General features: G+C 65.6%; 12 protein-coding genes. 3 read left to right on the top strand and 9 right to left on the bottom strand.

What is annotated here, in order from left to right; translation table 11 throughout:
* Positions 1 to 25 precede the first annotated feature (25 nt).
* Positions 26 to 1000, top strand: a complete 975-nt coding sequence (locus FOY53_RS05010; RefSeq protein WP_246107286.1) for a LysR family transcriptional regulator — start codon at positions 26 to 28, stop codon at positions 998 to 1000.
* Positions 1001 to 1036: 36 nt separating this feature from the next.
* Here FOY53_RS05010 and FOY53_RS05015 read toward each other — a convergent pair whose 3' ends face one another.
* The 5 genes from FOY53_RS05015 to FOY53_RS05035 are packed head-to-tail and all read right to left on the bottom strand — an operon-like array spanning position 1037 to position 5199.
* Entirely contained in the window at positions 1037 to 2281 is a 1245-nt protein-coding gene (locus FOY53_RS05015) for a Zn-dependent hydrolase (RefSeq protein ID WP_146586362.1), read from the bottom strand.
* Between the two features lie 32 nt (positions 2282 to 2313).
* Positions 2314 to 3597 carry a TRAP transporter large permease gene (locus tag FOY53_RS05020; protein ID WP_146586364.1) on the bottom strand — a complete coding sequence of 428 codons (1284 nt, stop codon included), beginning with the start codon at positions 3595 to 3597 and terminating at the stop codon, positions 2314 to 2316.
* Complete coding sequence (locus FOY53_RS05025; RefSeq protein WP_146586366.1) at positions 3594 to 4067, bottom strand: TRAP transporter small permease; 474 nt, start codon at positions 4065 to 4067, stop codon at positions 3594 to 3596. The genes FOY53_RS05020 and FOY53_RS05025 overlap by 4 nt, the downstream gene beginning before the upstream one ends.
* Positions 4064 to 4192: a hypothetical protein gene (locus tag FOY53_RS23950; protein WP_281289549.1), complete on the bottom strand. Its 129-nt coding sequence runs from the start codon at positions 4190 to 4192 to the stop codon at positions 4064 to 4066. Before FOY53_RS23950 ends, FOY53_RS05025 begins: the two co-directional genes overlap by 4 nt.
* A gap of 17 nt (positions 4193 to 4209) precedes the next feature.
* Positions 4210 to 5199: a TRAP transporter substrate-binding protein gene (locus FOY53_RS05035; protein ID WP_146586368.1), complete on the bottom strand. Its 990-nt coding sequence runs from the start codon at positions 5197 to 5199 to the stop codon at positions 4210 to 4212.
* A gap of 212 nt (positions 5200 to 5411) precedes the next feature.
* Here FOY53_RS05035 and FOY53_RS05040 point away from each other — a divergent pair, with 212 nt between their 5' ends.
* Complete coding sequence (locus FOY53_RS05040; RefSeq protein ID WP_246107287.1) at positions 5412 to 6467, top strand: Gfo/Idh/MocA family protein; 1056 nt, start codon at positions 5412 to 5414, stop codon at positions 6465 to 6467.
* A 61-nt stretch (positions 6468 to 6528) separates the two neighbouring features.
* Here FOY53_RS05040 and FOY53_RS05045 read toward each other — a convergent pair whose 3' ends face one another.
* The 4 genes from FOY53_RS05045 to FOY53_RS05060 form a co-directional block, all read right to left on the bottom strand.
* Positions 6529 to 7626 carry a transglutaminase family protein gene (locus tag FOY53_RS05045; protein ID WP_146586370.1) on the bottom strand — a complete coding sequence of 366 codons (1098 nt, stop codon included), beginning with the start codon at positions 7624 to 7626 and terminating at the stop codon, positions 6529 to 6531.
* Between the two features lie 297 nt (positions 7627 to 7923).
* Positions 7924 to 9123, bottom strand: coding sequence for a bifunctional phosphopantothenoylcysteine decarboxylase/phosphopantothenate--cysteine ligase CoaBC (gene coaBC / locus FOY53_RS05050; RefSeq protein ID WP_146586372.1), 1200 nt, complete (start codon positions 9121 to 9123; stop codon positions 7924 to 7926).
* A 59-nt stretch (positions 9124 to 9182) separates the two neighbouring features.
* Positions 9183 to 10016 (bottom strand): ChaN family lipoprotein, encoded by an 834-nt coding sequence (locus tag FOY53_RS05055; RefSeq protein WP_146586375.1) that lies wholly within the window; start codon positions 10014 to 10016, stop codon positions 9183 to 9185.
* Complete coding sequence (locus tag FOY53_RS05060; protein ID WP_146586377.1) at positions 10013 to 10891, bottom strand: RNA polymerase factor sigma-32; 879 nt, start codon at positions 10889 to 10891, stop codon at positions 10013 to 10015. The genes FOY53_RS05055 and FOY53_RS05060 overlap by 4 nt, the downstream gene beginning before the upstream one ends.
* Before the next feature lie 230 nt (positions 10892 to 11121).
* On the opposite strand from FOY53_RS05060, the gene FOY53_RS05065 reads away from it, so the two are divergent.
* The gene (locus FOY53_RS05065; protein ID WP_146586379.1) at positions 11122 to 11844 is read left to right on the top strand and encodes a glutathione S-transferase; all 723 of its coding nucleotides are present in this window, start codon (positions 11122 to 11124) and stop codon (positions 11842 to 11844) included.
* Positions 11845 to 11871 lie beyond the last annotated feature (27 nt).

Genomic DNA, 11871 nt, shown 5'->3' on the forward strand with positions numbered 1-11871 from the left:
AACCCTGACAAGGTTTCTGACAGAATTGGCCGACCTGGACGCCCGTCCGCCGATCAGAAAGCCCGACATGGATGCCAACCTGCCCTCGGATCTGAACTGGAACCATCTGCGGATGTTTTACATGATCGCCAAGGAAAAGAGCATTACGAAAGCCGCCCGGCGCCTTGGGCTCAGCCAGCCCTCGGTCAGCAGCGCCCTGCAAAAACTCGAGGCGCAACTGGACTGTCAGCTGGTGTTCCGCGACAGCCGCCACTTTGAGCTGACCCTGCGCGGCGACAAGATCTTTCAGGAATGCCGCGACATCTTTCACAGCGCCGAGCGTATCTCGCTTCTGGTGCGCGACGCGACCGAAGAGGAGCGTGGCCAGGTCCGGTATCAGATCATCAGCAATCTGGTTTCACCCACACTGGACGAACTGCTGCGCCTGTATCACCAGCGTCACCCCTCGGTGATGTTCCAGAGCGAGATCCAGAACAGCCAGGTGATTGTGCACAACATTCAGCAGGGCCGGTTGGGGCTGGGGTTCTGCCTGCTGGCAAAGCCACTGATCAACCTGACTTCGATCCGGCTGTTCCGCGAAGAGTTCCGGGTGTTCTGCGGTGCCGAACATCCGTTCTTTGGCACCGAGACCGTCAGCGTCCGTGACCTGCAACGCGAACCCTTCATCTCGTTCGCCTGTGCCACCGAAGGCATGGGCCTGGAGCCGATGTCGGTGCTGCGCGAGGGCACACACCTTGGCAACCGGATCAACGGGCTGAGCACCAATCTGGAAGAGGTGCGCCGGATGATCGTTGCCGGGCTGGGCATCGGCATACTGCCCCTGATGTCGGTGACCAGCGACATTCGGGACGGATCCCTCTGGCCGCTGAAGATCACCGACGAACCGATTGGCGCGGATGTGTACCTGGTGCATGCGCCAATGGACAAGCTGACCCCGTCCGAGCAAAAATTTGTGCAGATGGCGCAGGAGCTTATCGCGCTTTACCCCGATATGAACTGATCCCGGGCCAGCATCGCCGTTGGCCGGTCAGAGGGCTCATCGGTCCGCCCTTGCGACAACGGCGTGCAACAGGATGTTCAGGCCGGCAACAAAGTCCGAGGGGTCACAGCTTTCTTCGTTGTTGTGGGTGATGCCGTTCTTGCATGGCGCAAAAATCATCGCGGTCGGGCAGTGGGTAGCCAGAAAATAGGCATCATGTCCCGCCTGGCTGTCGATGTCGCGCCAGTTGTAGCCCATGCGGATGGCCTGCGTGCGCAGGCTCTCGATCAAGGTGTGGTCAAAGATATCGCCCCCCCATTCCCACTCATCCTCGATCACCGCGTCGCAGCCACAGCGCGCGGCGGATTCGAACACCGCCCGGCGCATCCTTTCCGCCATGACGCGGGTGGTGACCGGATCGGGATGGCGCACATCACAAATGGCCTCGGCGGACTCGGACAGGATGCCCGGTTTGTTCGGCCAGGCGGTCAGGCGCGCCGCCGTCGCCTTGCCGTCATGCACCGCAAAGTCCCAGCCCAGATCATCAATCGCCGTCAGCCAGCGTGCGCCGGCCGCCAGCGCGTTGCGCCGCAGGTCCATCGGCGTCGGCCCGGTGTGCGACGTCTGCCCCTGGAACGAGGCCCGCATCCCGCGCACCGGATAGCCGCCGGTCACGATGCCGACCGCGCGGCCTTCGGCATGCAGGATCGGGCCCTGTTCGATGTGCAGTTCGAAATAGGCGTCGATCTCGCCCGCCTTGCAGGGCCGCGTGCCCTTGTAGCCGATGCGTTCCAGTTCATCGCCAAAGCCGGCGCCATCGTCCGCGATCAGATCATGCACCCAATCGATGTCGTATTTCCCGACAAAGCAGCCCGACGCGACCATCGGGGGTGAAAACCTGGCGCCCTCTTCGTTGGTCCAGTCGACCACCACAACCGGGCGACGGGTGACGTGGCCCAGGTCGTTCAGGCAGCGCAAGACTTCCAGCCCGGCCAGAACACCGGCGATGCCATCGAACCGTCCGCCATTGATCTGTGTGTCCAGGTGGCTGCCGATCAGGATCGGCGGCAGGTCATTGTCCGTCCCGTCGCGCTGGCCAAAGATGTTGCCCGCGGCATCCACCTCAACGCGCAGCCCCGCGTCGCGGCACCAGGTGCAGAACAGGTCGCGCATGTCCCGGTCGTCGTCGCCCAGCGTCAGGCGCGACAGGCCGCCGGGGCGCCCCTTGCCGATGTCGGCAGAGGCTTCGATGGTGGACCAGAAACGGTCGAGATCGACGCGGGCGTCAGGTGTCATCGGCATGGTTCGGTGTCTTTCTGTCTGGACGTGCGGTGTCAGAAGACAACCGCGGGAAGGTCGGTGATCAGGGCGGGAAACAGCACCAAAAGCAGCAGGACGCCCGCCATCACGCCCAGAAACGGCAGCAAATACCGGAGTGATGCGCTCAGCGGGATCCCTCCCACCCGGCAGGCGGCCATCAGGTCGATGCCCAGCGGCGGGGTGTTGGCCCCGATCGCCAGGTTGATGGTCAGCAGGATGCCGAAATAGACCGGGTCGATGCCGTAGTGTTGCAGGATCGGCAGGAACACCGGCGCAAGGATCAGGATGATCGCGATGGATTCCATGAACGTGCCCAGGATCAGCAGGATCAGCATCATCAGCAGCAGTGCCACCGTCCCATTCCGTGTGGCGCCGGTGATGCCGGCCACGGCCATCTGCGGCACCTGTTCCGCTGCCAGGATCCAGCCGAAGACCGATGCCGCCGCGATGACCAGAAGGATGGCCCCCGTCATCTCGGTGGTTTCGCGCAGCAGACGCATCAGCAGCGACAGGCTGAGCGCGCGATAGACGAAGACGCCGATGAACAGGGCATAGGCAACACCGATTCCCGCCGCTTCTGTCGGGGTAAAGATCCCCAGCCGGATGCCGCCGACGATGATCAGCGGCGCCAGCATCGCCAGGATCGAGCCCCGGGCCGCGGCGCCCAGCCTCCGCCATGAAAACGGATCCCCCCCCTGCCAGCCGTTGCGGCGTGAAATCCACCAGGCGACCAGCATCAGGCCCAGCCCGAGCAGCAGGCCGGGAATGATGGCGGCGATGAACAACTGCCCGATCGAACTGTTGGTCGCCGTGCCGTAGACGATCAGCACGATCGACGGCGGGATGACCGTGCCCAGCGACCCGGCACAGCCCAGGGCAGAGGCGCTGAACCCCGGCGCGTAGCCCTGATCGCGCATCGCCGGCAGCATCATCGTGCCGATCGCCACCACATCAGCCACACCGGACCCGGAAAGCGAGCCGAACAGCATGCAGGCGATGATCATCACCAGGGCCAGCCCGCCGGTGCGCCGCCCGATCAACGCCGCGCAGAGCGCGATGATGCGCGGTGCCAGCCCGCCATGGACCATCAGCAGTCCGGCCAGCAGGAACAGCGGAATGGCCAGCAGGGTGAAACTGTCGATTCCCGACACGGCGCGTTGCGCCACCACCATCATCGGCGCGGTCCCGGAGATCAGCAGATAGAACATCGACGACAGGCCCAGCGCCACGGCGATGGGTGCATCAATCAGCACCAGCAGCACAAAGACCAGCAACAGCAAGACAAGAGCAATGCTCATACCCGGCCACCCTTCAGGATCAGGCCAAGCAGCGCCAACCCGCAGCACACCGGCAATGACAGATAGAACAGCCCCACAGGCAGCGACAGCGCGGTGGTGGTGTGTGACCAGGTGAGGCCGGTCAGACGGGCGCCCGTCACGACGAAGACCGCCAGAAAGACGCCACTGGCCAGCCCGGCCAGAACCGACAGGACGCGGCGCAACAGTGGGGGCAGGCTCAGAAGATCCAGCAGTCCGGCCCGGAAATGGCTGCCCCGCACAAAGCCGGACACCGCACCCGTGAAGGTCAGCCAGACCAGCAGCAGGCGGGGCAGTTCCTCGGCCCAGCGCGGGGTCGAGGAAAACAGGTACCGCGACGCGACGACATAGACCACCATCAGGGCAAAGGCCGCCACAAGACCCGCCCCGACCCAGCGCGCGGCCCGGTCGATCCATCCCGCAGCGCCCCGTGTCGCACAGGACAGGGTCATTGCGGCGACATCCCGCCAGAGCCGCGGCGCGACATGCATTCCTCGCCAAGGGCCATGGGCGAGAACGGCACCTTCTTGCTGAAGTCGCAGAGTTGCACCGGGTTCACCGATGCAACGAGGGTCATCTCCGGAGCCGGTGCGCTCATTTCCGGTAGCTGTCCAGAATGGCCAGCAGGTCCGCGCCGTACACGTCTTTCTGGTCTTCCCAGATCGGTGCCACCGCCTCGATGAATGCCGCTTTGTCGACCGCGTTGAATGCCATGCCCTTGGCTTCCAGCTGCGCAATCAGGTCGGCGTTGGCAGCAGCAACCATGTCGCGCTGGGTCTGGCCCCAGCGTGTGGCGGCCTCCGAAACCACTGCCTGATCTTCGGGCGCGATCTTGTCCCAGACCGATTTCGACATCGTCAGAGTGGCCGCGCCCCAGATGTGTTCCGACATCGACACGTACCTCTGCACCTCGAAGAACGACGACGAATAGACGATCGCCAGCGGGTTCTCCTGGGCATCAAAGACCCCCTGCTGCAATGCCGAGTAGAGTTCGCCAAAGGACAGCGGCGCAGGTTCCGCGCCCAGAAGCTCGAAGGTCGCCAGACGCACCTTGTCCGGAGTGACGCGAATTTTCAGCCCGGCCAGATCTTCGGGCGTCTCGATCGGGCGCACGCTGTTGGTGATGTTGCGGAACCCGTTTTCCCACCAGCCGATGACCTTGATGCCCTTGGCATCCAGCATATCCGCCAGTGCGGACCCCAGGTCGCCGTCCAGCGCGGCAAAGGCCTGCTCGCGCGCGCCCCAGGCATAAGGCATTTCGATGATGCCCATGCGCGGCTCGATCGCCTGGAACGATCCCGACCCGATCAGCCCGGCCTGGACCGAGCCGAATTGCAGACCTTCGATCACCTCTTTTTCGCTGCCCAACTGGCCGGACGGGAACACTTCGATGGCGACGCGGCCCTCGGTGCGGGTCCGGACCTCTTCGGCGAATCCGGTCGCGGCCTGATGCCAGCTGTGGCTTTCGGGCAGGACATGGCCCAGACGGATCGACACATCTGCCGCCAGCGCCACGACAGGCGTCAGGGTTGCCAGACAGGCGGCGACCAGGCCACTCCGGATCAGATTTCGCTGCTGTTTCATTTTCTTTGCTCCTGTTGAACCCGAGGTTGCCGAATTCAGATACGCTTCGGGCCGGGCGCGCAAATAGGCCCGGACTATGGCTCAAACAGCCTGCGCAAATGTGCCGCGGCGCCAGGGCGCGCGGCGCAAAATGCCATGCCCTCCGCCCCCCGCGTGCTTGCAGCCCGGCGCAGGTTTTGCTTTGTGAAGGCGCAGCCGCAACGGAGTGACTCATGGTACAGGCAAGAAAACTGCAGCCGATGGGAGTCGCGCTGATCGGCGCGGGCATGATTGCCAAAACCCACGTGGCCGCGCTGTCAGATGCAGGTGACCGGCTTCGGCTGGCCGCCGTGATGTCGCAGCGCCCGGAACGCGCCAGGCATCTGGCAGAGCACTATCGCGGCCCGGAACCGGTGTTCACCGCGGATCTGACAGTGATCACCGGCAACCCGAACATCCAGATGGTGATTGTCGCGACCCCGCCCAGTGTGCGGATCGACCTGATCGGCCAGCTTGCGGCTGCGGGAAAACACATCCTGCTGGAAAAGCCGGTGGCCCGGACAACCGCCGAAGCCACGCAGGTGGTCGAGATATGCGAAACCGCCGGTGTCGCACTCGGGGTGCTGTTCCAGCACCGGATGCGTGCGCCCTCCAGGGCCGCAGCGCAGCGCATCGCCAGCGGTGCGCTTGGCAGGCTGGGACATGTCGAGATTGCGGTTCCGCTGTGGCGTGACCAGTCCTATTACGACGAACTTGGCCGGGGCACCTACGCCCGCGACGGCGGCGGCGTGCTGATCACCCAGGCCATTCATACCCTCGACCTGGCCCTCAGCCTGGCCGGCCCCGTGTCGACCGTGCAGGCGATGACCGCCACAACCCCGCTGCACCGGATGGAAGCCGAGGATCTCGCCGTGGCCGGACTGCGGTTCGCCTGTGGTGCCGTCGGCTCGCTTGTGGCCAGCACCGCGACCTTTCCGCATGGTCAGGAAACCATCACCCTGCATTTTGAACAGGCGTCGATCTGCGTGCGCAAGGACGCCTTGCACATTCACTGGCGTGACGGGCGGGTCGAGGTCGACGCACAGGACAGCCAGGCGCCGGGTGACAGCGGGCCGGTGGTGGTCAGACACGACTGGCACCAGGGGATGATCGAGGATTTTGCCGATGCCCTGCGGCAGCGGCGCGCGCCGATGGTCACCGGGCGCCAGGCACTTGCCTCTCACCGCCTGATCGACGCCGTCGAAACATCGTCGCGCACCGGGCGCCCTGTCGACATACCCCCGTCGTGAGCCCGCCCTGACAGCACGGCCATGCCGGGCAACAGGCTGCCCGGCGCCCGGCTTGTCGCCTCTATGGCGTGATTTCCCGGGCAGTGATGCCGTAGTAGCTGTTGGCGTAATCCAGCGGGTCAAGCCGTGCGCCGTCCACCTCGGCCTGCGGATACATCAGGAACGGAACCGGCCCCTGATCCGACCCCGGCAGCGGGACATCGTGCGCGAAATTGTAGCCGACCCAGTTGCCCTCCCAGCCCCCGAACAGCGCGGCGCGCGCATCGGCGACCAGCGGATGATCCAGCGGCAGGTTCTTCGGCGGCTCCTCCAACATGACCTTGCGCACGTCCGCAGGGTCAACAGCGACCCAGCCGAAGCCTTCCAGAAAGACTTCGGCGCGGCAGTGCTGCGCCTTCGTGACATCCGACGATCCCGCGCCCAGGCTCTTGTAGCCAAAGGCGGACGGAGCCACCCGAATGCCATAGACGTCACGCGCCGCCAGCCCCGCCGCGCGCGCCAGACCGACATACAGCGCGTTCAGATCCGCGCATTTCCCTGTCAGATCCCCCAGCGCCAGCATCGAAGCCACGTCACCCAGCCCGCAGCCCCGCGTTTCCGGGTTGCGTGCGGTGTTCTCGACGATCCAGTCATAGATCCGGCGGGCCTTTTCCAGATCGCCCCGCGCCCCGGCGGTGATCAGGTCCGACGTTTCCTTGACGATCCCGTCCACCGGGATCAGCTCGGTTGCGGCGGTGTACAGGGCCCGCTCGGCAGCCGACAGCGGATCGGCAGCGCCCGCAACGGAAAGGTCCGCAGCCCGGTTCTGCGTCGCCACCGTCGCGCTCAGGTCAAGCACCCGTGTTGCCGCCGACGCCTCCCAGACCGCGTGCACAAACCGGGCACCGCTCACCGGGTCGGTCCTGAGTTCGGCCTGATCCGCGGTCGTCGTCCACGACGCCACGCCGGGCGCCATCCAGTCGGGCTCCGACACCGAGGGCACCGGCACCCAGACCTGTGCCGGGCTCCCTGTCGCGGGCAGCGTGATCCGGGTGGTGACTTCAAAACGCCGCCAGCCGTCCGGCACCGGCGCAAATGCCGCGGCAGCGCTGCGCGGCAGCAGCGCCAGAGCCGATGCCGCCCCGGCGAACTTGATCAACGTACGTCTGTGAAATTTCATGCTGCCAGCCCCTTATCCAATTTGGGCGGTTTTAGGCGCGACCAAAGCCACCCGCAAGCCGGATCACGAGCACGCGCATCAGGCCGCGCCGAGGCAGCCGGAACCCAGTCTCTGACCACGGGCGCCCGCGCACCCGCCGCCACAGGTCGGCCATAGCCTTGTCCGCAGCGCGGCGACCAGACCGCCGCCGCCATCCCCGGGCCTTGTCCGGAAATCTCGGACGCGGCCCACGCCACCCCGCCTCCAACACCGACAGCCCCCGGCTTCTTCTCTTTCCAAATACTCACATTGCGCCGGTCAAACCGCCGCCAGCGTCTCGGCGATGCGCTGTGCCAGCCGGTCCCCGACCGCACGCTTGCCCATCCGCGGCCAGACCTCGGCGCCCGCGCCGGAGATCAGTGTCACCGCATTTTCGCTGCCGCCCATGATCCCCGTCGCCGGGCTCACATCATTGGCGACAATCCAGTCACACCCCTTGCGCAACCGCTTGGCGGTGGCATGCGCCTCGACATTGTCGGTTTCGGCGGCAAAGCCGACCACCAGCCGGGGACGGCCCCGGGACAACTGTGACACCTCGGCCAGTATGTCCGGGTTCTCGGCAAACTGCAGCACCGGCAACCGTCCCTCCGCCTTCTTCATCTTCGATGTGACCGCCTCGGCCATCCGCCAGTCGGCGACTGCGGCGGCAAAGACCGCGGCGTCCACCGGCAGCGCCGCGAGCACCGCATCACGCATCTGCTGCGCGGTCTCGACCCGCACCACCTCGACCGCTTCTGGGGGCGGGACCTGCGCCGGTCCGGTGACGAACACCACCTCGGCCCCCAACGCGGCCAGCGCGCGGGCAATCTCGGTGCCCTGCGCCCCGGACGAGCGGTTGGCGATGTAGCGCACCGGATCAATCGGCTCGTGCGTCGGCCCAGAGGTCACGACCACCCGCCGCCCGCTCAGCGGCCCGCCGACCAGCATCGCCTCCGCCGCCGCCACGATCTCCAGCGGTTCGGCCATGCGCCCCGGCCCGTATTCACCGCACGCCATGTCACCGTCATTCGGCCCGACGAACCGCACCCCGTCCCCCCGCAGTGTGGTCAGATTGCGCTGCGTCGCCGCGTGCTGCCACATCCGGACATTCATCGCGGGCGCAACCAGCACGGGCGTGTCCGTGGCCAGCAGCAACGTCGAGGCAAGGTCATTCGCCAGGCCCTGCGCCATCTTCGCCATGAGGTCGGCAGTCCCGGGAGCAACCACCACCAGATCCGCCACCCGGCTCAGCTGGATATGGCCCATTTCAGCCTCTCGCGTCAGGTCGAACAGCGCGCCATGCACCGCTTCGCCCGCCAGGGCCGCCGCCGACAGCGGGGTGACGAACTCGGCGGCGGCCGTTGTCATCACCGGCGTCACCGCCGCCCCGCGTTCCCGCAGCCGGCGGATCAGGTCCAGCGCCTTGTATGCCGCAATTCCGCCGCCGATGATCAGAAGGATCCGCCTGGCTTTCAGCATTCTCGCGCCTCTCGGAAAATCTTGGTCCCGCGCAGTGTTACGCAGCCCGGCAGAGAAACTCAATCACCCGGAGCCGCATCGCCGTCGCCGGACACCGGAGCATCCGCAAAGGCGGCACAGGGATCGCCGCGATCCACCTTCGGCGAAAGCTCCACCAGATCGAAGACGCCCACCGGTGCACCAAGGGTTTTTTCGCCCTGGCCGAGAACCGCAATCTTCAGGTCCGGGCGGGCCTGTTCCAGAAGCGCCGGTGCGCCCCAGTCGCGCCGGGCGTGTCCGTTGCCGGTGATCACCACGACCGGCCCGCCCGTGTCATCCAGAGCCTGCGCCGCAGCGCGCGCAAGCTGGGCGTCCCGCAGCCGCTGGATTTCCACCATCCCCGGCAGCATCGACTCCGGCAGCTGGTCGCAATGCGCCTCTGACTGCAAGGCCTCGCGCCGGGCTTGCTGGTCCGGGCCCAGAGCCGCGTCGAGACCGTATGCCGACGCCCCGGCTCCGAACACGGTGATGCCGCCTTCTTCCATGACCCGTCGCGCAGCTTCCCGCGGCAGCGCGGCACCGTAAACCCTGGCGTGAGCCGCCACGAATATCGGGTAGTACATCGAGAAATCGGGCCATCCGCTGTCAGCCCAGGCCAGCGCCGCCTCAAGCGCCGCCGGATTGGCCAAAAGATCCGGGGTTATGCGCGCGGCCTGATCCTCGGTCAGCATCTCGAACACCAGCGCGCGCGGCGCTATCCGGGCGACAAGCTCGGCCTGACGGGCATGATGGTACGGGTTGTCGTGATATTCGCCCAGAAACACCACTTCGCTGTCCGCAAAAAAGCCCCCGTCAGCAATGGCTGCGGAGGCCCAGCACACCACCAGGGCGGCGATCTGGAGAAAATGCATCATACGAGAAAGGAATGCACCTCGGAGGACTGGTTTTCAAGCGTTCTGCGCATCTTGACGAAGGCCGCCGCCTCGAGCTGGCGCACGCGTTCCTTGGACAATCCCAGTTCGGTCCCCAGGCTTTCCAGTGTCCGGGACTCGTCGCGCAGCTTGCGCTCGCGCACGATGAACCGCTCGCGCGCGTTCAGGGAATTCATCGCCTTCAGCAGCCACTCGCGCAATTGCGCGGTGTCATGGCTGATTTCCACGATTTCTGCGGCCTGTGCGCCGTCATCCTGCAACGCGTCGATCCATTCACGGCCCTCGTCCTCGGCGGACTGGGTTGCATTCAGGGAATAATCCGAGCCGGACAGCCGCCCCTCCATCATCTCGACGTCGTGCAACGGCACACCGATCTCGGTCGAGATCATCTGGCGCAGCTGGTGTCGGTCCAAAGCCTCGCCGGCTGCCGCCGCCTCGCGCTCGAGCCGCGCCTGCACCCGCCGCATGTTGAAGAACAGCGATTTCTGCGAGGAGGTCGAGCCGGTCCGCACCATCGACCAGTTGCGCATCACATAGTCCTGAATGCTCGCCTTGATCCACCAGACCGCATAGGTCGAAAACCGCACTCCGCGATCGGGGTCGAACTTGTCCGCCGCCTTCATCAGGCCCAGACCGGCCTCCTGGATAAGATCGTTCATCGGCGCTCCGTAGCGCCTGAACTTCGAAGCCATGGAAATCGCCAGACGCATATAGGCCGTGATCAGCCGGTGCAGCGCCGCTTCGTCACGTTGATCGCGCCAGGCATAGGCCAGACGCAATTCGGTTTCTGCGTCCAGCAATTCGGCCTTCATGGCACGTCGGGACAGTGTCTGGTCGTTGAAAGTTCCGATGGCCATGCTATCTCCCCTCAAATCACGCGTCGGTGTCGCACCCTTTGAGGGCGCTACACACAGATATACGGGTCACAAACGCCGCCGGATCGCTTTTGGTTTCCAAAATATCTTGCATGCTCACGCATTCTTGAAGCCAATCATCACGCGAGGTGATGCCGCAGGGCACAGAATCGCGCTGGGTTCCCTGCCGGGGAGCGGCTAAAACCATGCCGAGGCAGTTTGGAGAAACCGACATGACATATCAGCTTTATCTGGGCGACTATTCCTACTCCAGCTGGTCGCTGCGCGGGTGGCTGCTGTTGCACCGCTGGGGTCTGCCGATGGACATCACCTTTGTCGATTTCTCCGAAGCCTCTGTCGCGCAGCAGATGCAGGCGATCCCCCCCGCCCGGACGGTTCCGACCCTCGTCACCCCCGAAGGCAGCGTGATCTGGGACAGCCTCGCCATGGCCGAAGAACTGGCGAGCCGCCATCCCGACGCCCAGATCTGGCCTGTCGATCCAGCCGCCCGTGCCACCGCCCGTTCCCTCGTGGCGGAAATGCACTCCGGCTTTACCGCGCTGCGCAGCGAATGCCCGATGAACCTGCGCGCCGCCTATTCCGACTATGCCCCGCCGCCCGAGGTTCTCGCCGACCTGAGCCGGATCGACCTGATCTGGTCCTATTCCCGAAACAGGCACGGCGCGGGTGGTCCGTGGCTCTGCGGCACCTATAGCGCCGCGGATGCGTTTTTTGCCCCTGTCGCGATGCGCATTGCCGGATATGGCCTTCCCGTCTCGCCCGAGGCACAGGCCTATGTGCAGGCGCATCTGACCGATCCGGCGCTGCGCCAATGGCGCGCCATGGGCCTGGAACGTGGCTCTGACCTGCCGCAATACGCCCGGACCCACAGCCGCCGCCCCTGGCCCGGCGACACCGCGTCCGGGTCGGATGCCGCCGAGAGCCTGGACCTGTGACGGGCTGCTGTCGCGGCCCCTGCGGGA

The sequence above is a fragment of the Puniceibacterium confluentis genome (assembly GCF_007923445.1).
Classification (GTDB): domain Bacteria; phylum Pseudomonadota; class Alphaproteobacteria; order Rhodobacterales; family Rhodobacteraceae; genus Puniceibacterium; species Puniceibacterium confluentis.

Excerpts from the sequence above, each read along its gene's own strand:
- FOY53_RS05065 (WP_146586379.1), top strand. The coding sequence starts at position 11,122 with ATGACATATCAGCTTTATCTGGGCGACTATTCCTACTCCAGCTGGTCG.
- FOY53_RS05060 (WP_146586377.1), bottom strand. The coding sequence starts at position 10,891 with ATGGCCATCGGAACTTTCAACGACCAGACACTGTCCCGACGTGCCATG.
- FOY53_RS05040 (WP_246107287.1), top strand. The coding sequence starts at position 5,412 with ATGGTACAGGCAAGAAAACTGCAGCCGATGGGAGTCGCGCTGATCGGC.
- FOY53_RS05025 (WP_146586366.1), bottom strand. The coding sequence starts at position 4,067 with ATGACCCTGTCCTGTGCGACACGGGGCGCTGCGGGATGGATCGACCGG.
- FOY53_RS05035 (WP_146586368.1), bottom strand. The coding sequence starts at position 5,199 with ATGAAACAGCAGCGAAATCTGATCCGGAGTGGCCTGGTCGCCGCCTGT.
- coaBC (WP_146586372.1), bottom strand. The coding sequence starts at position 9,123 with ATGCTGAAAGCCAGGCGGATCCTTCTGATCATCGGCGGCGGAATTGCG.
- FOY53_RS05020 (WP_146586364.1), bottom strand. The coding sequence starts at position 3,597 with ATGAGCATTGCTCTTGTCTTGCTGTTGCTGGTCTTTGTGCTGCTGGTG.
- FOY53_RS23950 (WP_281289549.1), bottom strand. The coding sequence starts at position 4,192 with ATGACCCTCGTTGCATCGGTGAACCCGGTGCAACTCTGCGACTTCAGC.
- FOY53_RS05055 (WP_146586375.1), bottom strand. The coding sequence starts at position 10,016 with ATGATGCATTTTCTCCAGATCGCCGCCCTGGTGGTGTGCTGGGCCTCC.
- FOY53_RS05015 (WP_146586362.1), bottom strand. The coding sequence starts at position 2,281 with ATGCCGATGACACCTGACGCCCGCGTCGATCTCGACCGTTTCTGGTCC.
- FOY53_RS05045 (WP_146586370.1), bottom strand. The coding sequence starts at position 7,626 with ATGAAATTTCACAGACGTACGTTGATCAAGTTCGCCGGGGCGGCATCG.